Raw genomic sequence first — 19,346 nt, 5'->3', positions numbered from 1 at the left:
TGCCTCAGATCGCCCGGAACCCGAAATCGCCCACCGTCTTCAGCGTCAGGCGGATCAGGAACAGCGTGTTGCCTGGATAGAGGTTCCGCGTCGCGGGGTCCTCGGCGAAGCGGCGCACAAACCGGCCTTCGAGGACGAAACACTCATCCTCATAGGCGGCGGAGGCAGTGGCCAGCACGGCGCGATGGATGCCGAGGTCGTAGCGGCCGCCGACCGAGGCCCGGTAATTCGCCCCGAAGCGCTGGGAGACGGTGAGGGCAACCTCCTCACGCTCCCGCACCGGCGTGATGTAGGGGACCGCGGTCGAGTAGAGGTAGCCGGCGGTGAACGACCCGGTGCCATAGCTCACCGTGGCCGAGGTATCGACAAGCCGGCGCTCGCCGGTTTCGCCGTCCGCTCGCGCGCGGCCGAGCACGGTAAGCCAGGGCACCGGCGACAGGCGCAGCCGGCCGACCCAGTCGCTCTCGCGGTTCTCGAGACCGGAGCCGGCATAGAACGGGCCGCCATCGGTGTTGAGGCGATAGGAACGGCCGGCGAGCGCCTCGATCTGCCCGCCATTGGGGAAGAACCAGGCGGCGCGCAGCGCGGCGTCGACCCGGCTGCCGCCTTCCTGGCGGTCGCGGCCGCCGAAGCGATTCAGCTCGAACAGCGTCGCGTCGGTGAATTCGTAGTCGATGCTGTCCTCATTCGGCACGCGCGCCTGCAGCCCGGTCACGGGGCCGGTCACGAACTGAACCCGCGGCTCGATCAGCTGGGAGCCGTAGATGCCGGCATCGCGGACCAGGGGCAGCCGCCAGTCGAGGCCGACCCGGATGTTCTGCTGGGTGGAGTTGCCACTCGCGCTGCCGGTGGTGACCAGGTTCGGCGCCTCGTCCAGCTTGTCAAAGGAGTAGATGGCGAGATCACCCTGCGCGCGCAGGGTGAACAGTGAACCGGTCGTGGTCTCGGTATAGGGCAGCGCATAGCGCAGCCGGGTCGCGCCGCGGCGGGTATCGGTGCCGGTGCCGCGGAAGACGGCGAAGTCGGAGGTGTCGATCGTCCAGGTGCCACCGATGCCGTCGCGCGCCGTGTAGTCGGCATAGATGTTGGGCAGGACGAAGGGGATGGAGGAGACGTCGTCGGTGCTGCGCAACCCCTGGTAGGCGCGGCCGTCGATGCGCGCGTAGCCTTCCTGGCCCCAGAAGCCTTCGACGAAGGCGGAGCTGGTGAGCACGCGGCGCGGCTCGTAGCGCCAAGTGCGGAGATAGGTTTCCGAAGTGGCGCGGTTCAGGTCGAAGCCGGTGCGATAGGTCTCGTCGATCGAGAACCGGCCGCGCGCGAAAATGTGGCCCGCGAAGCCCGTGCCGGAGCCGCTTTCCTCACGCACCTGGTAGCCCACCGAGGCATTGACCGCGATCTGCCCAGTATTGAACCGGCGGCGGTATTCGGCGCCCAGGTTGGGCGCCTGGCGCGAGGAGATGATCGGCGCGATCTTCACATCCTCGCTGTCGTTGATCGCCCAGTAGTAGGGGATCTCGGCGAAGGCCCCGAGGTAGCGGGTGACGCCGAAGGTCGGGCTGAGGAAGCCCGATTGCCTTGGCGCGGACCCGTCGGGGTGCTGGAAATACGGCGAATAGAGCAGCGGCACGCCGGCGAATTCCAGCCGAGCGTCGCGGTAGCGGATCTGCCGCGCCGGCTGATCCCAGGTGGCGACGCGGGCGCGCAGCTGCCACAGCGGTGGCTCCAGCGGGTCCCGCTCGCAGGTGTTGCAGGAGGAGTAGCTGACGCGGGCGAGGTCGATGATCTCGCCATTGGTGCGCCGCGCGCCGGTCGCGGCCATGCGCCCGTTCTGCGCGAGCAGGGCGCGCAGGCCGTCGATCACGCCGTCGCGCATGCGGTTGGAGAGCACCGCGCTCTCGGCGAAGACCACCTGGCCATCGGCTTCGAGCAGCTGGACGTTGCCGCGCGCGGTCGCGACGCCGCTGTTGCGGTCATAGGTGAATTCATCGGCGCGGAGGATGCGTTCGCCCTGAAAGGCCTCGACGCGGCCGCGGGCGGTGACCAGCGCGCGGTCGCGGTCGTATTCGACCTCGTCGGCGGTGAAGGTGACGGGCGCATTGGAGGGCGTGCCGGCGCCGCTGCGCGACAGGCCGGGCATGGTGGCCGAACGTGGCGGCGGAGGCGTCCCCGGCGTGGCGGGTGGGGCGCCGGGTGCTGTCGGTTGCAGCTCTTCGGGCCCACGAATCTCAGGCACCAGGCCCTGTGCCCAGCCTTGCGCCGCTGCCAGGAATGACGCCCCGAGGAGCGCCGCCGCCATCGTCACCCGATCCCGCCGCATTGCCCTGGCTCTCCCCGGCGTCTCAGCCATGACCGCGATCAACCATCTTCAAGGTGGACGAGCAAGGCCAGTGCGAGCAGCAGCCCGGCCGCGGCCGGCGCCCAGGCGGCCAGCGTGACCGGCAAGGTGCCGGCCTGGCCGAATTCGCCGGTGATCCGGTCCAGCACGAACAGCGCGAAGCCGGCGCTGACGCCGCTCGCGATCATTCCGCCCACGCCGCCGCGCCGCGTGTGGCGCATGGAGAAGCCCGCGGCCAGCAGCGCCATGGCTGCGGCCAGCAGCGGCAGCGCCAGCAGGCTCTGCAGCCGCAACCGGTGGCGCACGGCGGAGAAGCCGGCCTCCTCGAGCAGGCCGATGAAGGCCGGCAGGCTCCAGAAGCCCAGCGTATCGGGACTGGCAAAGCTGTCCTCGATGCGCGAGGCGGTGAGCTCGGTCGGCAGCTCCATCGCGCGCGCGGGCAGCGCCGCCCGATCGGCCGGGAACACGATCGCGGCATCGAGCGCCCAATGGCCCGGCATCAGCCGTGCGCGCGGCGCCTCGATCCGCTCGAGCGGCTGGTCGGCGGCGGAGATGCGCCAGATGCTGACCGTGTTCAGCTCGAACCCGCCGGCGGTGACCAGCGCCCCGGCGCGACGCGGCGCCGGCAGGCCGGAGATGATTGCGACGCCGCCCTCGCCCGCCCCACGATCCGCCTGGCGCAGCCAGAGCCGGCCGCCGGCGATCGCAGTGATACCTGCCGTGTTGCGCAGATAGGCCGCGTCGAGCCGCTCGGCGCGGGCCAGCAGGATCGAGGAGAGCGGCGACAGCGCGGCGGTGGCGATCACGCCCATGGCCAGCGCGACGAGCACCGGGCCGGCGAGAAAGCCCCAGGCGGAGATTCCGGCCGCGCGCGCAACGATGAGCTCGGAGGACCGCGTCAGGCGCCAGAAGGCGATGATGCCGCCGATCAGGATCGCGAAGGGCAGGATCTGCAGCGCGACGAAGGGCACGCGCAGCCCGGCAATCTGCGCGACGAGGCCGAAGCCTACATCCTGGCGCGTGGCGGCGCGGCGCATCAGCTCGATCAGGTCGAACAGCGCGATCAGGCCGGCGAGCGCGGCCAGCATGGAGACCACCATCACCGCGAAGCGACGCGCGACGTAGAGCGAGAGGGTGGCGGCGATCACGACGCGGTCGTCATGGACGGCACCACGCTGCGGCGCCGCGTCATCGCCTGGACCTGGTCGCTGATCCAGAAGGCCGCGAGCAGGCCCGGAACCCCCGCATGCACCCAGATCAGCGGCACCCAGTCATTGTCGCGCGCAGCCAGGGTCCCGGTGGTCAGGCCCGTCGCCAGCAGCGCCACCGCGATGCCGACGCCGACCGCGAGCCGGAAGCCGCCGCCGTGGCGACGGAACTCCCCGGTCAGCGCCACGGCGAGCGCCACCAGGGCGAAGGACAGCACCGTCAGCGGTGCCGAGAGCCGCTGATGCGCCTCGGCCTTGAACCGCCGGATTTCGCGGTCGCGGAGGCGCTCCTCGGGATCGGGGTCGAGCAGCTCGCCGATGCTGCGCTCGCGGCTGTCGCGCGAGCGCACCTCGTCGCTGCGGGTCGCGCGGGCGAGGTCGACGCTGTTCTCGGCGAAGCTCAGCACCGACAGGCGGGCGACCGGCGGATTGCCCAGGCGCTCGATCTGCTGGCGCTGGCCGTTGACCAGCGTGACGCGCGGCCCGCTTGGCGTCTGGATGATGCGGCCGCTCTCGGCGAGGATGGTGACCGGCGCACCGGCCTCGCGCCCATCCTGGACGAGGATGCCACGCAACGTGCCGTCGCGCTCCCGCTCGCGCGCGTAGACGGTCATGTCGCTGCCGACCTGGCTGAACACGCCCTCCTGGAGCAGCAGGCCGGCCATCTGGTTGCGGATCTCGAACTGCCAGGCGCGGAAGGCGGTGTGGCTGACCGGGACGAGGTAGAGCTGCAGCCACAGGACGAGGGCCGCCGTCAAGGTCGCCAGCACCACCGCCGGTCGAGCCAGCGACCATTGCGACAACCCCGCGGCACGCATCACGACGAGCTCGCGGTCGGAGGCGAGGCGCACATAGACGAACAGCGTCACCACGAACGTCGTGATCGGCAGGATCACGGCGAAGAAATTCGGCAGCATCAGGCCGGTGAGCTCGAGGAAGACGATGAGCGACAGGCCGCGGTCCAGCACCAGCTCGATGAAGCGCAGCGATTGGGTGAGCCACACGAGCGCGGCGAGGCCCACCGTCACGGCCACGAGCGCCAGCAGCAGCTGGCGGAAGATGTAGGTATCGGTCCTGCTCACGCCCTCGCCTTTATCACTGCCGGACGAGAAAGGCACGGAGGGTGCCGGCCGGTACCGCGAAGCTGTAACGACTGCCCGGCAGGTCCTGCCGTGCGCTGACGATGCCGGCGAGACATTCCGCGGGCCCCAACACCGCGCCACCCGATTCGCCGGGGTTGAGCACGATGTCGAGGACCAACAGGGTGCCGTCGATGCGCGCCGGTCCCAGCATGCCGGTACGCTCCTGGCCCGCGAGGCGGGTTTCGGCGCGTCGCATCAGGCTCTCGACGCGCAGCCGGTCGCCGGCGGCGGCATCGCCCGGGCACGGCCGCGCGGCCGGCAGCGAGGGCGGCACGGCGACCCGCAGCAGCGCGAGGTCGGCCCAACCCGGATAGGCCCAGCCCGGCGCGGCGTCCCCGGTGGCGACGCCCGGCACTCGGCGGAGGATCGCCGCCGGCGTCGGCAGCCCATCGATGATGAGGGTGGGCGGGCGCTCGGGCTCCAGCGCGGCGCCGGGGCAGCCCTCGCGCCGCGCGAGCCCGGGGTCCAGCAGGTGGCCGGCCGTGACGAAGAGGCCGCCGCCCAGATGGATCGCGACGCCGACGCCGGTGCAGCCTGGCCCGAAGACGACGCGCAGCTCGACCACGGGCGCGGCGCGCGCGGATAAAGTCGTCAGGATCACCAGCGCGGCGGCGAGGAGCCCCCTCATGAAGCTGGGCCTGGCAGCACCTTTCCGGGATTCATCAGGCCGAGCGGGTCGAGCGCAGATTTGATCGCGCGCATGGCGCCGAGCTCCGCGCCGCCGCGCCAATCCTCCATCATGTCGGTCTTGAGGCGGCCGATGCCGTGCTCGGCGGAGAAGCTGCCTTCGAGGTCGCGCACGATCGCGTTCACGCAATCCATGATGTCGTGGGCGCGGGCGAGAAAGACGGCTGGGTCCATGGCCTCGGGCTGTTCGAGGTTCATGTGGATATTGCCGTCGCCCATGTGGCCGAAGGGCACCGGCCGGCTGCCGGGGATGAGCGCGGTGAGGGCAACGGACGATCGGCGGATCAACTCCGGCACGCGGCTGACGGGCACCGAGACATCGTTCTTCACCGAGGCGCCCTCGCGCTTCTGCGCCTCGGGGTGCTCATCGCGAATGCGCCAGAGGGCGGCGCGCTGGGCATCGCTCTCGGCGATGACCGCGTCGAGCACCTCGCCGGCGTCGAGCGCTTCCTCGAGCACCGATTCGGCGAGTGCGCGCAGACCGCCCTGGGGGCGGGAGGAGGCGAGGTCGAGCAGCACGCAGTGGTCGGCGCGTGCGCCCAGAGGCCAGGCGATGCCCTCGATGTGGCGAACCGCGAGATCGACGCCGGTGCCGGACATGTATTCGAAGGCGCGCACGGCGCCCTCGTCGCGATCGCGGAAGCGGCGGAACAGGGACAATGCGGCGTCTTCCGACCCGACGGCGCAGAAGGCCACCTCCTGCTCCCGCGCGCGGGGATACATGCGCAGGGCGGCGGCGGTGATGAAGCCCAGCGTGCCCTCCGCGCCCACGAACAGGTGGCGCAGCGCATAGCCGGTGTTGTCCTTACGCAACCGGCGCAGGCCGTGAATCACGCCGCCATCCGGCAGCACCACCTCGAGGCCCAGCATCAGCTCGCGGGCGTTGCCGTAGCGGACGGTGGTGTTGCCGCCGGCATTGGTGGAGAGCACGCCGCCGATGGTGGCCGTCCCCTCCGCCCCGAGGCTGAGCGGGAACAGGCAGCCAGCCTCCGCGGCGGCGTCCTGGGCGGTCTTCAGCACCACGCCGGCCTCGGCCACCAGCGTCATGTCGAGCGGGTCGAGCGCGCGGATGCGGTTGAGCCGCGCGAGCGAGACGATGACCTGGCGGCCGCTCTCATCGGGCGTCGCGCCGCCGACCATCGACGTATTGCCGCCCATCGGCACCATCGGCACGCCCGCCGCTGCGCAGAGGCGCACCGCCTGGGCGAGTTCCTCGGTGGAGCCTGGCCGCAGTATGGCCGGCGAAGCGCCCTGGTAAAGCCCCCGCCAATCAGCGAGCCAGGGGGCGATATCCGCATGTTCGGTGAGCAGGCCGCGCGGGCCGAGCAGCGCCTGCAGCGCATCGAGAAGCGGGGGCGGCAGCATGGTGTCGGGCGTCATGCGGAAGGCTTGGCGCCATGCGGGCGGGGGGTCAAGACGCCCCCCACGCGCGCGGTTCTCAGGCCGCCTTGCGCTCCAACAGCTCGACCTTCACCCCGTCCGGCGCGTCGACGAAAGCGATGGTCGTCCCGGGCCGCGGCGAGCGCGGCTCGGTGGAGAAATGGCAGCCCTTCGCCTTCAGCTCGGCGACCACCGCGTGCAGGTCCGGCACCACCAGCCCGACATGCTCGACGCCGACATAGGGTGCCTCGGGCGCGGCATGGGTGCCTGGCTTCACCTGCTCGATGAAGGTCGTCATGCCGCCGAGCTTGAGCAGCATGCGAATGCCGTTGGGTGTCTCCACCTGGCCGGTCAATTCGGCCCCGAGCATGTCGATGTAGAATTGCGCGGCCTTGACCGGGTCCGGGCTGCGCAGGTGAAGGTGGTCGAAGGCGAAGCTCATGGTGATTCTCCTGGCAGGGGTGCGCGGGTGATGGCGGAGAGTTCGGCGTTCACGTCCCAGACATGGGCGCGGATATCGGTCGCGCCGCGCGCGGCGGCGCGTTCGGTGTGCATCGCGCGATAGGAATCCGCCTCGGGGCGAGAGCCGAAGGCGTAGAGGCCACCGGCGCGCCCGGCCGCCTCATCCTCGGTCCAGATCTTCCAAAGCAGTCCGGGCGTATCGCGCGCGATGGACTCCGCCAGGACGCGCAACGCCGACACCCGCCCCGGTCCCCAGGGCGGCGCGGTGGCGAAATCCATCGCGAGGATCACATGGCCCAAGGAACAAGCTTCTGGGTCTGCTCGCCGAGACCCGCGATGCCGAGCTTCATGGTCTGGCCGGCGCGCAGGAAGACGGGCGTCGGCTTCACGCCCAGGCCCACGCCAGGCGGCGTACCGGTGCTGATCACGTCGCCGGGGTGCAGCGTGATGCACTGGCTGACATAGGCGATCAGCGTCTTCACGCCGAAGATCATCGTCTTGGTGGAGCCGTTCTGCATGCGCTTGCCGTCGATGTCGGTGTACATCGCGAGGTTCTGCGGGTCCTCGATCTCGTCCTTCGTCACGAGCCAGGGGCCGAGCGGGCCGAAGGTGTCGAAACCTTTGCCCTTGTCCCAGGCGCCGCCGCGTTCGGCCTGCCATTCGCGCTCGCTCACATCATTGGCGATGGCGTAGCCGGCGACGTAGTCGAGTGCGTCATCCTCGCTGACATGGCGCGCGGTGGTGCCGATAATGACGGCGAGTTCGCACTCGTAGTCGGTCTTGACGCTGTTGCGTGGGATGATGACGTCGTCATTGGGCCCGCACACGGCCCCGAGCGACTTCAGGAACACGATCGGCTCCTTCGGGATGGCGGCCCCCGTCTCCGCCGCGTGGTCGGCGTAGTTCAGGCCGATGCAGACAAAGTTGGTCAGCCCCGTCACGCATTGGCCGAGGCGCGGATTGCCCTCCACCTTGGGCAGGCTCATCGGGTCCAGGGCTGCGATCTTCGCCAGCACGCCGGGCGACAGCGCGTCACCGGCCAGGTCGGGGAGGATGCCGGTGAGGCTGCGGATGGCGCCGGAGGCATCCAGCAGGCCCGGCTTTTCCTGGCCCTTGGGGCCGTAGCGGAGGAGTTTCATCTCTCAGGATCCCTTGTTCAGTTGGTCCAGCCGCCGTCGATGACGACGGCCTGGGCGGTGACGAAACTGCTTTCCTCGCTGGCGAGATAGACGGCGAGTGCCGCCATCTCCTCGGCGGTCGCCAGCCGCCCCATGGCCTGGCGCGCGACGAAGGCGGCGCGCGCTGCCTCCAGCCCGCCGGCGGCGGCGGCGTTGGCAGCGATGCGATCGCCGAGACTAGGCGTATCGACCGTACCCGGGCAGATGCAGTTGCAGCGGATGCCGCGCGTGACGTAGTCGGCGGCGACGGATTTGGTCATGCCGATGATGGCGGCTTTCGTCGCGCCATAGACGAAGCGGTTGGGCACGCCTTTGATGCTGCTCGCGGCACTCGCCATGTTCACGATGGAGCCGCCGCCCTTGGCGAGCATGATCGGCAACACCGCCTGCATCGCCTTCCACTGGCTGCGCACGTTCAGCGCGTATGCAAAATCCCAATCCGCGTCGGTGCAGGTCTCGGCGGTGTTCTGGTGGACGAAGCCGGCGCAGTTGAACAGCACGTCCGGGTTCGCGGCCGCGACGGCGGCCGCGAGCGCAGCATCGTCCAGCACATCGAGCGGATGGGTCGTGAGGTTTTCGGCAGCCAGCGTCGCGAGCAGCGGCGCGTTCTTGTCGGTCGCGATCACCCGCGCCCCTTCCTGGGCGAAGGCCAGCGCGGTGGCGCGGCCGATGCCCTGGGCGGCGGCAGTGACGAAGCAGGTTTTACCCGCAAGGCGTCCGGTCATGGCAAGCATCCTAGCGTTGAATGGAACAAAGCATGGGGGCAGCCACCCTCAAGCTGCGATCCGCATCAATGGTTGTGTCGGCTCTCGCCGCGCGTGGTGAGGATGTCGAGATACATCGTCGCCGGTTCCAGGCAGCCGCCGGTGCCGAGTTGGCCCACCATGGAGCGGTAGATCTCCTCCCACGGCGTCTTGTGCAGCAGTTTTGGTGGCGTCCAAGCGGCGCGCCGCGCGGCGAGTTCTGCATCGGGGATGAGGACGTCGACCTTGCGGGTGTTGAGGTCGATGCGGATCGGGTCGCCCGATTTCAGCAGCGCCAGGCCACCGCCGACGGCCGCCTCGGGCGAGATGTTGAGGATGGAGGGGCTGCCGGAGGTGCCGCTCTGGCGTCCATCGCCCATGGTCGGCAGCGCGTCGATGCCTTGGGCAAGGAGGGCCGCGGGCGGCTGCATGTTCACCACCTCCGCGCTGCCGGGGTAGCCGACGGGGCCGCAATTGCGGATCACCAGCACGGTCTGCGCGTCGATGCCGAGGGTGGGGTCCTCGATGCGGTCGTGATAATCCTCGGGGCCTTCGAATACGACGACCTTGCCTTCGAAGACGTCGGGCGGGTTGGTGAGGAACCGGCGGCGAAAGGCGTCGTCGATGACCGAGACTTTCATCACCGCATTGTCGAAGAGATTACCGGATAGGATGACGAAGCCCGCGCGCTCCTTCATCGGCGCGGCGTAGGCGCGGATGACCTCGCGGTCGCCTTCCACCGCCGTGTCGAGATCCTGCGCGATGTTCTTCCCGGTCACGGTGATGGCGCTTGTGTCGAGCTTCCCGGCGCGCAGCAGCTCCGCCATCACCGCGGGAACGCCACCGGCGCGATGGAAGGCCTCGCCGAGGAAGCGCCCGGCGGGCTGGCAATCGACCAGCAGCGGGATGTCGTGGCCGATGGTCTGCCAATCCTCGATCGCGAGCTCCACGCCCATGTGCCGCGCGATGGCGATGATGTGCGGCGGGCAATTGGTCGATGCCCCGATGGCCGAAGCGCAGACGATCGTATTTTCGAACGCCGCGCGCGTCATGATGTCCGAGGGACGCAGGTTCTCCGCGACCATCGCGACGATGCGCCGCCCCGTCTCATAGGCCATCTGCCCGCGCTCGCGGTAGGGCGCCGGGATTGAGGCGCAGCCGGGCAGGGACATGCCCAGCGCCTCGGCCAGCGAGTTCATCGACAGCGCTGTGCCCATGGTGTTGCAGTGGCCCACGCTCGGCGCGCTGCTGGCCACCAGCTCCATGAATCCATTGTAGTCCAACAATCCCTGCGCCAACTGCTTGCGCGCCGCCCAGACGATGGTTCCGGACCCCGTCAACTGCCCCTTGTGGTGCCCATCCAGCATCGGCCCGCCGCTGAGCACGATGGCGGGGATGTTCACCGTTGCCGCCCCCATCAGGCAGGCGGGCGTGGTCTTGTCGCACCCCGTCGTGAGCACCACGCCATCCAGCGGATAGCCGTGCAGAACCTCCACCAGCGAAAGATAGGCGAGGTTGCGGTCCAGCGCCGCGGTCGGCCGCTTGCCAGTTTCCTGGATCGGGTGGATTGGAAATTCCAGCGGAATGCCGCCGGCGTCGCGGATGCCCGCCTTGGTGCGAGCGGCGAGCTCGATGTGGTGCCGGTTGCACGGCGCGATGTCGGAGCCCGTCTGCGCGATGCCGATCACGGGCTTGCCCGATTGCAGCTCGCCGCGCGTCAGGCCGTAGTTCAGCATGCGCTCGATGTAGAGCGCGGTCATGCCAGGGTCTTCGGGGTCGTCGAACCACCGCTGGCTGCGCAGGCGAAAGTGCTTCTTGGTTTGATCTGAGCCGGCCATCGCGACCTCCCGATTTTCCGCGAGGCTCCGACCTGGGGGCGCCCGTGTCAACCAGTGCCGCCCGCACTCGACGGCGGCGGGCCCTCATTGGAAGATGCGCCCCTGAGCGAGGAGCGGCAGGCATGAAGACGGCAGTGGTGGTGAGCGCCCATTCGGCGGATTTCGTCTGGCGCGCCGGCGGTGCGATCGCGCTGCACGCGGCGGCGGGCTGGGCGGTGACGGTGGTCTGCCTCAGCTACGGCGAGCGCGGCGAGAGCGCAAAACTGTGGCGCCAGCCAGGCATGACGCTGGAGCGCGTGAAGACGGAACGACAGGGTGAGGCGGAACGCGCCGCGGCGGCGCTGGGCGTGGCGGATATCCAGTTCTGGGACCTCGGCGACTACCCGATCGGCCTCGACAAGCAGGCGCTGTTCCGCCTGGTCGACGTGTACCGCCGCGTGCGCCCCGGCTTCATCCTGACCCATTCCAAGGCCGATCCTTATAATCACGACCACCCCGCGGTCACCGATTTCGCCCTGCACGCCCGCGTCACCGCCCAGGCGCACGGCCACAATCCCGGTGAACCCGTGCTGGGTGCGCCGCAGGTGTTCCTGTTCGAGCCGCACCAGCCGGAGCAATGCTCCTGGGTGCCGGAGGTCTATCTCGATATCGGCAGCGTCTGGGACCGAAAGCGCGCCGCCATCGAATGCATGGCCGGGCAGGGGCACCTTTGGGACTACTACACCCGCGTCGGCCAGCAGCGCGGCGCCCAGGCCGCGCGCAATTCCGACAAGCCGATCGTGTGGGGCGAGGCCTATCAGCGCGTCTTCCCGGACGTGAGAGACGCGCTCGCATAGGAAGCCCGCCGCCCGGCGAGGATGACCACCGCGGCGGCGACCTGGATCAGCGCCGCCGCGCCGAAGAACCAGCCGGGCTCGACGCCGCGCAGCAGACCGAACGCGGCGGGGGCAAAGGCATAGGCGGCCTGGCTGCACGCCGTCACCAGCGCCACGACGCGCCCCGTATCGGCGGCCGAGAAGTCGCGCTGCGCGATCATCGGCGCGAGCGAGGTGGCATTGCCGAGTCCCAGCCCGAACAGCACGATGCCGAGCAGCAGCAGCGGCACATCCGTCCCGCCCGAGGCGAGAAAGGCGAGCGAGCCTGCGACCTGCACCAGGCTGTTCGCCGCCGCCGCGACGCGCCGGTCCCCACCCTTCGACAGCAGCCACCCCAGCCCGGTGCGCCCGATCACGGCGCAGACCGTCGCGAGCCCCGCGCCGAAGCCGGCATTCTGTGCGCCCACCGGCCCCGCGAGCAGCGAGACCAGATGCGCGATCAGCCCGATCTGCGCGAACAGCCCCAGCGAGGTCGCGAGGGCCAGGGTGGCGAAGCGCCGGTTGCCCCACAGCGCGCGGCCAGGCAGCGCGGCATGGATGGGCTCGATGCGGGCGCCGGGGGGCGGGCCCGCCTCGCCATCGGGGACCTGGCCGAAGGCGGCCGGGCCCTTGGCGAAATACCGGCCTGCGATCCACCACAGCGCCATCGCCATGGCCACGCCGATCAGCGCGGCGGCGCCGGAAAATCCCAGCAGCCCGATCAGCGCGACCCAAAGGGGCGAGAACACCACGCCGCCGATGCTCGCGCCATTATAGGCGGTGCCGAGCGCGGCCGGCCGCAGCCGCTGGAACCAGGGGGAGACCATGGCGTTGATGGCGGCCCCGCCGGTCATCGCCCAGCCGGCGCCGCTCACCAACGTCGCGGCAAACAGCTGCCAAGGTTCTGCGGCAAGCGCCCAGCCGAGCACGCCGAGACCCGCAAGGCACCCGCCTAACCGAGTGATCAGCACCAGGCCGAACCGCGCATGGATTTTCGGCAGGTTCGCGACCACCACCGCGCCCAGCAGGAAATGGCTGGTGACGGCGGCGGAGACGAGCGCGATGGACCAGCCCCGGCTCTCCTGCACGGCAAACAGGAAGACCGGCGGTCCATAGAAGCCCACGCCCCAGCCGAATGCCGCGACGATGAAGGCGGCCCAGGCGACGCGCCAGCCGCGAAAGGGAAGATCGGCCATGTCTCGTGTCTCCATGATGCGCGGCACTCTGCGGCAAGGAGGCGGACGATGCTGCGGCCCGCATCGAAGTCTCGGGCTGCGGTTTGGTCTAGGCTTGCGTGGGTACGAAGGAGGTTCCGCCATGGTCACCACCGCTGCGATGGCTGAAACCGCTGCCATGGTCGGCGAACCCGCCCGCGCGGCGATGCTCTCGGCGCTGATGGATGGTCGGGCGCTGACCGCCACCGAACTCGCCAGGGCGGCGGGCGTGATGCCGCAGACCGCGAGCGCGCATCTCGGCCGCATGGTCGAAGCCGGCCTGCTGGCGGTGGAGCGGCAGGGCCGGCATCGCTACCACCGTCTGGCATCGCCGGCGGTCGCACGGATGCTCGAGGGGATCATGGCGGTCGCCGGGATCGGTCTGCGCCAGGCGAAGCCCGTGCGCGTGGGGCCAGCCGATGCGGCGCTGCGGGCGGCGCGCACCTGCTACGACCATCTGGCCGGCCGCCTCGCCGTCGGCATCGCGGACCGGATGCTGGAGCGTGGGGAGCTCGAGCTTTCCGCCGATGGGGGCGCGATCACCGCGAGCGGCGAGGCCATGCTTGGAACGCTCGGCGTGCAGGCCCACCCGGACCATGCGAGGAAAGGCCGGCTGTTCTGCCGCCCGTGCCTCGATTGGAGCGAGCGGCGGCCGCACCTCGCGGGCGTGGTCGGCGCGGCGCTTTGCGCCCGGTGCTTCGAGTTGGGCTGGGTCACGCGCATCGACGGATCACGCGCGCTGCGGGTCACGCGCGCCGGGGAGGCGGGCTTCGCCGAGGCCTTCGGACTGGCCCCAGGCGACTAGGCAGTCCCCATCGCGCGACGGATGAAGAAGCGCTTGAGCGGCGGGATGCGTCCCACCGCCGCGATGCCCAGCCGACGGGCGATCCGCACCGGGGCCAGGTCGTTGCCGAACAGCCGCTCCAGCGCATGCGTGGCGCCGAGCATCATCAGCGCATCCGGACGCCGCGCCGCCTGGTAGCGGGCGAGCAGCTCGGGGCTGCCCGGGTCGCGCCCGACCTTGTGCGCCTCGGCGATCAACGCCGCCAGCGCGCCCACGTCGCGGAAGCCGAGGTTCAGCCCCTGCCCCGCGATGGGATGGATGCCGTGCGCGGCATCGCCCACCAGCGCGAGCCGCGTCGCCGTGTAGCGATGGGCGTGCAGCGCACTCAGCGGATAGGACCAGCGCCGCCCGATCGGCCGAATCGCGCCCAGATGGTCGCCCATGCGCCGCGCGATCTCACGCCCATAGCCCGCATCGTCCATCGCCAGGGCCCTCTGCGCGATCGCCGTGCGATCGGACCAGACGATGGCGCTGGCGTGCGGGTGCTCGGCGGTGCCGTTGATCGGCAGCTGCGCAAAGGGCCCGTTGGGCAGGAACTTCTCCAGTGCGGTGTTGTTGTGCGGCCGCTCATGCGCGATGGCGCCGACCATGCCGGTGCAGCCGTAATCCAGCGTCGAGACACGGATGCCGGCCTGGCGGCGCAGCGGCGAGGCGCGGCCCTCGGCCGCGATCACCAGCCGGGCGCGGAAGCGGCTGCCATCGGACAGTGACACCGTGGCACCGGCTTCGTCGCGCGCAACGCTCGCGGTCGCCGGCGCATGCACCGAGAGGCTCGGCAGCGAGGGCAGGCGCGCATTCAGCGCCACCCGCAACGCTCGCGCCTCGACCATCCAGCCGAAGGCGTCCTCGCCGACCTCTTCGCCGGCGAAGTGCAGCGACAGTGGCGAGGGGCGCTCGCCCGGCCGGCCATCGGCGATGCGGATATCCCGGATCGGGCAGGGCGGCTCGGGCAAGCGGTCCCAGATGCCGGCGCGCACCAGGATGCGCTGGGAGGCGAGCGCAATGGCGTAGCAGCGGCCATCGAAGGCGGGGAGCTCCATGGGCGGCAGCGGCGCGCTGTCAACGATCGCTGCAGCGATGCCCTCGGCGGCGAGCAGTGCGGCGAGCGTTGCGCCGACCGGGCCCGCGCCGATGATGGCGACGTCGAAGATGTGGTCGTTGGTCGGCATCGCGGGCGTCTCCTGGGCCAAGCTCATATGGGAGCGCCCGATTATCGCGGCAGGGGTAGGCGTTCGCCCAAAAAACAGGCAGTTGGTTTGATCGTATTCCGGGCGGATCGGGCTGAGGGGCGCCCGCGCAGCCTGTCTCGCAGCATGGCACGGCTCTTGGATAGCCAAGGCTCCAAGGCCAAGAAAGGAAAGACCGCGCCATGAAGATGGTCACTGCCATCATCAAGCCCTTCAAGCTGGACGAGGTGCGCGAGGCACTCACCCCGCTCGGCGTCCAGGGCCTCACCGTGACCGAGGTGAAGGGCTTCGGTCGGCAGAAGGGTCAGACCGAGATCTACCGCGGGGCGGAATACCAGGTGAGCTTCCTGCCCAAGGTGAAGATCGAAGTCGTGGTCGCTGATGAGCTCGTCGATGCCGTTGTGGAGGCGATCGCCGTCACCGCGCGGACCGGCAAGATCGGCGACGGCAAGATTTTCGTGATGGATGTGGAGCGCGCGCTGCGCATCCGGACAGGGGAAACCGACGCCTCGGCCATCTGAGGCGTCTCGTGACATGAAAAACAGGGGAAATGAGAGCATGAGGATGCTTGCGCGCGGTGCGCTCGCCATGGCGGTGCTGGCCTCGGGGCCAGCCTTTGCCCAGGCCGAGCCGCCCAAGATCGATACGGGCGACACCGCCTGGATGCTGACCTCCACGGCACTGGTCCTGATGATGACCGTGCCGGGCGTGGCGCTGTTCTACGCGGGCATGGTGCGCAAGAAGAACCTGCTGGCGACGATGATGCAGTCCTTCGCGATCACCGCGCTGGTGACCGTGCTCTGGGCCGTGATCGGCTATTCGCTCGCCTTCGGCGAGGGCAACGCCTACATCGGCGACCTTTCGAAGGTGCTGCTCGCCGGCATCGCCGAGAATTGGGACAAGCCCTTTACGCTGGGATCGGGCGACGCCGCCGTCGCGACCACCATCCCCGAGACCGTGTTCGTCATGTTCCAGATGACCTTCGCGATCATCACCCCGGCGCTGATCGCCGGTGCCTTCGCGGACCGGATGAAGTTTTCCGCGCTGCTGGTCTTCACTGCCCTCTGGTCGGTGCTGATCTACGCGCCGGTCGCGCATTGGGTCTGGCATCCGAATGGCTGGATCTTTGCCCTCGGCGCGCTCGACTTCGCCGGCGGCACGGTGGTGCACATCAATGCCGGCATTGCCGGGCTGATGTGCGCTCTCGTGCTCGGCAAGCGCGTCGGGTACGGGTCGGAGAACATGGCGCCCTACAATCTGGGCCTCGCGGTCATCGGTGCGAGCCTGCTGTGGGTGGGCTGGTTCGGCTTCAACGCGGGCTCCGCGGTGGGTGCGAGCGGGCGCGCGGGCATGGCGATGCTGGTCACCCAGCTGGCCGCCGGTGCGGCCGCCATGGCGTGGATGATCGGCGAGTGGGCGACCAAGGGGAAACCCTCCGTCCTCGGCGCCATCTCGGGCGCGGTTGCGGGCCTGGTCGCGATCACCCCGGCGGCGGGCTTCGTCCTGCCTGGTCCGGCGCTGATCATCGGCCTTGTCGCGGGTCTCGCGGGCTTCTGGGGTGCCACGGGCCTCAAGCACATGCTCGGCTACGACGACAGCCTGGACGCCTTCGGCGTGCACGGCATCTGCGGCATCGTGGGCGCGCTGCTCACCGGTGTCTTCGCCTACGGTCCGCTCTCGGCGACCACGGCATCGCCGGCCGGCACATCGGGCGGCATGGAGACGCTGATCATCCAGGGCTACGCGGTGGGTGCGACGATCCTGTTCTCGGCCGTGGGCAGCTTCGTGCTGCTCAAGATCGTAGACGCGATCATCGGCCTGCGGGTGGCCGAGGAAGAGGAGCGCGAGGGCCTCGACGTGTCGCTGCATGGTGAGCGGGTTGCCTGATCGCGCCTTTCCGGCGAGGGTCCGCGGGCGCGGGGGGAAACCTCCGCGCCCGCTGCTTTTTTGGGGGCTCGCATGGTTCGGATCGGGGTGATGCTGGCGCTGCTCGCATCCGGCGCGGCATTGGCGCAGGGGAGCGTGGTTCCGGTGTGGGAGCGGCGTTCGGGTGACTGGTCGGTGGCGCTGACCGGCACCGACCGGCGCTGCCTGATGGCCGGGACGACCCAGGCGCCCGCGCATCAGGTTCGGCTGATGGTCCGGCCTTCGGCTGCAGCGCCGGCGCCCAGGCCGGGCGCGCGGCCGCAAGCCGCCCCCGCCGCGGCGGCGCGGCCGGAGCTGGAGCTCGCCGAGAATATCGGCGGTGTGCACGTCAGCGCGCCGGTGGGAACGCCGCTGGCACTGGTGGCGGAGGGGCGGAGCTTCGGCTTCCAGGTCACCAGCGCATTTCCCGGCGGCTTCCGCGCCGTCAGCACCACCGATTTCTCCATGGATTGGGCGCGCTCGCGGGAGGTGTTCCTGGACACCGGCAGGGCCGAGGCGCTTCGGCTTTCCGCCACCGGCCTCAGCGCGGCGGGTGCCGCGATGGCCGAGTGCATCGCGGGCCGCGTTCCACGCTGACCGTCAATAGATCGCCGGCTCCTCCACCGGCGCCCCGAAATCGGTGCGCAGGAAGTCGAAATCGCAGCCCTGGTCGGCCTGCTCGATGTGCTTGGAGAAGGCAAAACCATAGCCCCGCTCGTAGCGCGGCGACGGCGGCACCCAGGCGGCGCGGCGGCGCGCGATCTCTTCGTCGGACACCTCCATGCGGATGGAGCGCGCATCGACGTCAATCGCCACGATATCCCCGGTGCGCAGCAGCGCAAGCGGGCCGCCGACGAAGCTTTCGGGCGCGACGTGCAACACGCATGCGCCGTAACTGGTGCCTGACATGCGCGCATCGGAAAGGCGCAGCATGTCGCGGTGGCCCTGCTTCAAAAGCTTCTTCGGCATCGGCAGCATGCCCCACTCCGGCATGCCTGGGCCGCCCTGCGGCCCGGCATTGCGCAGCACCAGCACGTGGTCCGGCGTGATGTCGAGGGTCTCGTCATCGACCGCCTTCTTCAGGCTTGCGTAGTCGTCGAAGACCAGCGCGGGGCCCGAATGCTTGAGGAAGCGCGCATCCATCGCCGCGGGCTTGATGACGCAGCCGTCGGGCGCGAGGTTGCCCTTCAGCACGGCAAGTGAGCCCTCCGCATAGATGGGGTTGCTCACGGGCCGGATGACGTCGGCGTTGTAGACCTTGGCGCCGGCGATGTTCTCGCCCAGCGTCTTTCCAGTGCAGGTGATGCAGGAGAGGTCGAGGAAGGCCGCGATCTCGACCATCAGGGCGCGGATGCCGCCGGCGTAGAAAAAATCCTCCATCAGGTATTGGGTGCCGGAGGGGCGCACATTGCCGATTACCGGCACGGTGCGGCTGGCGCGCTCAAAATCCTCGAGGCCGATATCCTGCCCGGCACGCCGCGCCATCGCGATCAGGTGGATGATGGCATTGGTCGAACACCCCATCGCCATCGCCACCACGATCGCGTTGAGGAAGGCCGCGCGGGTCTGGATGCGGGACGGCTTGAGGTCCTCCCACACCATCTCCACGATGCGCCGCCCGCTCGCCGCGCACATGCGCATGTGGCCGCTATCGGCCGCCGGGATCGATGAAGCGCCTGGCAGGCTCATGCCCACGGCTTCCGCGATGGCGGTCATCGTGCTGGCCGTGCCCATGGTCATGCAGGTGCCGTGGCTGCGAGCGATGCCGGCCTCCACGCCCTGCCAGTCTTCTTCCGTGATCGTGCCGGCGCGCAGCTCCTCCCAATACTTGAAACTGTCCGAGCCGGAGCCGAGCGTCTTGCCTGCCCAGTTGCCGCGCAGCATCGGGCCGGCGGGGACGTAGATCGCCGGCACATCCATGCTGGTCGCGCCCAGCATCAGGCCCGGCGTGGTCTTGTCGCACCCGCCCATGAGCACGACGCCGTCGACGGGGTGGGAGCGGATCAGCTCCTCCACCTCCATCGCGAGCATGTTGCGGTAGAGCATGGTGGTGGGCTTGACGAAGATCTCGGCCAGCGACAGCGCGGGCAGCTCGATGGGGAAGCCGCCGGCCATGAGGATGCCGCGCTTCACATCCGCCGCACGGTCGCGCAGGTGGACGTGGCACGGGCTGATCTCGGACCAGGTGTTGAGGATGGCGATGACCGGCTTGCTCGCCCAATCCTCCGGTGAATGGCCCATCTGGAAGGCGCGGGAGCGGTGCCCAAAACTGCGCAGGCCGTGATCGCCGAACCAGCGGGCGGAGCGGAGGTCTGCGGCGGCCTTGCGGTGGGTGGGTTGGGTCATGGGCGTGCCGCCTCGTGCGTTCT

Annotated in this window: 18 protein-coding genes; 5 read left to right on the top strand and 13 right to left on the bottom strand. The window is 69.8% G+C overall.

The genetic code is table 11. The annotated features are described in order from the left end of the window. Positions 1 to 4: 4 nt before the first annotated feature. From GXW79_RS08835 to GXW79_RS08790, 10 genes are all read right to left on the bottom strand, one after another. Complete coding sequence (locus GXW79_RS08835) at positions 5 to 2,137, bottom strand: LPS-assembly protein LptD (protein ID WP_211874014.1); 2,133 nt, start codon at positions 2,135 to 2,137, stop codon at positions 5 to 7. Positions 2,138 to 2,355: 218 nt separating this feature from the next. After that, positions 2,356 to 3,483 (bottom strand): LPS export ABC transporter permease LptG, encoded by a 1,128-nt coding sequence (lptG, locus tag GXW79_RS08830; RefSeq protein WP_367614851.1) that lies wholly within the window; start codon positions 3,481 to 3,483, stop codon positions 2,356 to 2,358. Beyond that, positions 3,480 to 4,625: an LPS export ABC transporter permease LptF gene (gene lptF, locus GXW79_RS08825; RefSeq protein ID WP_211874013.1), complete on the bottom strand. Its 1,146-nt coding sequence runs from the start codon at positions 4,623 to 4,625 to the stop codon at positions 3,480 to 3,482. Before lptF ends, lptG begins: the two co-directional genes overlap by 4 nt. 13 nt (positions 4,626 to 4,638) lie before the next feature. Continuing rightward, positions 4,639 to 5,313: a hypothetical protein gene (locus GXW79_RS08820; protein ID WP_211874012.1), complete on the bottom strand. Its 675-nt coding sequence runs from the start codon at positions 5,311 to 5,313 to the stop codon at positions 4,639 to 4,641. Further along, positions 5,310 to 6,752 (bottom strand): FAD-binding oxidoreductase, encoded by a 1,443-nt coding sequence (locus tag GXW79_RS08815; protein WP_211874011.1) that lies wholly within the window; start codon positions 6,750 to 6,752, stop codon positions 5,310 to 5,312. The genes GXW79_RS08820 and GXW79_RS08815 overlap by 4 nt, the downstream gene beginning before the upstream one ends. 58 nt (positions 6,753 to 6,810) lie before the next feature. Beyond that, the gene (locus GXW79_RS08810) at positions 6,811 to 7,194 is read right to left on the bottom strand and encodes a VOC family protein (RefSeq protein ID WP_211874010.1); all 384 of its coding nucleotides are present in this window, start codon (positions 7,192 to 7,194) and stop codon (positions 6,811 to 6,813) included. Beyond that, positions 7,191 to 7,505, bottom strand: a complete 315-nt coding sequence (locus GXW79_RS08805; RefSeq protein WP_367614862.1) for a YdhR family protein — start codon at positions 7,503 to 7,505, stop codon at positions 7,191 to 7,193. The genes GXW79_RS08810 and GXW79_RS08805 overlap by 4 nt, the downstream gene beginning before the upstream one ends. Then, entirely contained in the window at positions 7,502 to 8,353 is an 852-nt protein-coding gene (locus tag GXW79_RS08800) for a fumarylacetoacetate hydrolase family protein (protein ID WP_211874009.1), read from the bottom strand. Before GXW79_RS08800 ends, GXW79_RS08805 begins: the two co-directional genes overlap by 4 nt. Positions 8,354 to 8,370: 17 nt before the next feature. Continuing rightward, positions 8,371 to 9,117: an SDR family oxidoreductase gene (locus GXW79_RS08795; protein ID WP_211874008.1), complete on the bottom strand. Its 747-nt coding sequence runs from the start codon at positions 9,115 to 9,117 to the stop codon at positions 8,371 to 8,373. A 65-nt stretch (positions 9,118 to 9,182) separates the two neighbouring features. Further along, positions 9,183 to 10,973, bottom strand: a complete 1,791-nt coding sequence (locus GXW79_RS08790) for an IlvD/Edd family dehydratase (protein WP_211874007.1) — start codon at positions 10,971 to 10,973, stop codon at positions 9,183 to 9,185. Between the two features lie 122 nt (positions 10,974 to 11,095). On the opposite strand from GXW79_RS08790, the gene GXW79_RS08785 reads away from it, so the two are divergent. Then, positions 11,096 to 11,809: a PIG-L deacetylase family protein gene (locus GXW79_RS08785; RefSeq protein WP_211874006.1), complete on the top strand. Its 714-nt coding sequence runs from the start codon at positions 11,096 to 11,098 to the stop codon at positions 11,807 to 11,809. Here the strand turns inward: GXW79_RS08785 and GXW79_RS08780 are convergent. Further along, entirely contained in the window at positions 11,770 to 13,146 is a 1,377-nt protein-coding gene (locus GXW79_RS08780) for an MFS transporter (RefSeq protein ID WP_246503835.1), read from the bottom strand. The genes GXW79_RS08785 and GXW79_RS08780 overlap by 40 nt on opposite strands. Here GXW79_RS08780 and GXW79_RS08775 point away from each other — a divergent pair. After that, positions 13,145 to 13,846, top strand: coding sequence for an ArsR/SmtB family transcription factor (locus GXW79_RS08775; protein WP_211874004.1), 702 nt, complete (start codon positions 13,145 to 13,147; stop codon positions 13,844 to 13,846). The two genes, GXW79_RS08780 and GXW79_RS08775, sit on opposite strands and share 2 nt — an antisense overlap. On the opposite strand, the gene GXW79_RS08770 is transcribed toward GXW79_RS08775, so the two are convergent. After that, positions 13,843 to 15,081, bottom strand: coding sequence for a UbiH/UbiF/VisC/COQ6 family ubiquinone biosynthesis hydroxylase (locus tag GXW79_RS08770; protein ID WP_211874003.1), 1,239 nt, complete (start codon positions 15,079 to 15,081; stop codon positions 13,843 to 13,845). The genes GXW79_RS08775 and GXW79_RS08770 overlap by 4 nt on opposite strands. Positions 15,082 to 15,254: 173 nt before the next feature. On the opposite strand from GXW79_RS08770, the gene GXW79_RS08765 reads away from it, so the two are divergent. The 3 genes from GXW79_RS08765 to GXW79_RS08755 all read left to right on the top strand — a co-directional run bounded on the left by GXW79_RS08765 (position 15,255) and on the right by GXW79_RS08755 (position 17,574). Continuing rightward, entirely contained in the window at positions 15,255 to 15,593 is a 339-nt protein-coding gene (locus GXW79_RS08765) for a P-II family nitrogen regulator (RefSeq protein WP_211874002.1), read from the top strand. A 37-nt stretch (positions 15,594 to 15,630) separates the two neighbouring features. Further along, positions 15,631 to 16,959, top strand: coding sequence for an ammonium transporter (locus tag GXW79_RS08760; protein ID WP_211874001.1), 1,329 nt, complete (start codon positions 15,631 to 15,633; stop codon positions 16,957 to 16,959). Positions 16,960 to 17,049: 90 nt separating this feature from the next. Next, complete coding sequence (locus GXW79_RS08755) at positions 17,050 to 17,574, top strand: hypothetical protein (protein ID WP_211874000.1); 525 nt, start codon at positions 17,050 to 17,052, stop codon at positions 17,572 to 17,574. Between the two features lie 3 nt (positions 17,575 to 17,577). Here the strand turns inward: GXW79_RS08755 and araD are convergent, their stop codons facing one another. Next, the gene (gene araD, locus GXW79_RS08750) at positions 17,578 to 19,323 is read right to left on the bottom strand and encodes an L-arabinonate dehydratase (protein WP_211873999.1); all 1,746 of its coding nucleotides are present in this window, start codon (positions 19,321 to 19,323) and stop codon (positions 17,578 to 17,580) included. Positions 19,324 to 19,346 lie beyond the last annotated feature (23 nt).

The organism is Plastoroseomonas arctica (assembly GCF_018128965.1).
GTDB classification, from domain to species: Bacteria; Pseudomonadota; Alphaproteobacteria; order Acetobacterales; family Acetobacteraceae; genus Plastoroseomonas; species Plastoroseomonas arctica.
Note: the sequence above shows the minus strand (reverse complement) of the source record. Positions and strands in the feature narration are given on the sequence as shown.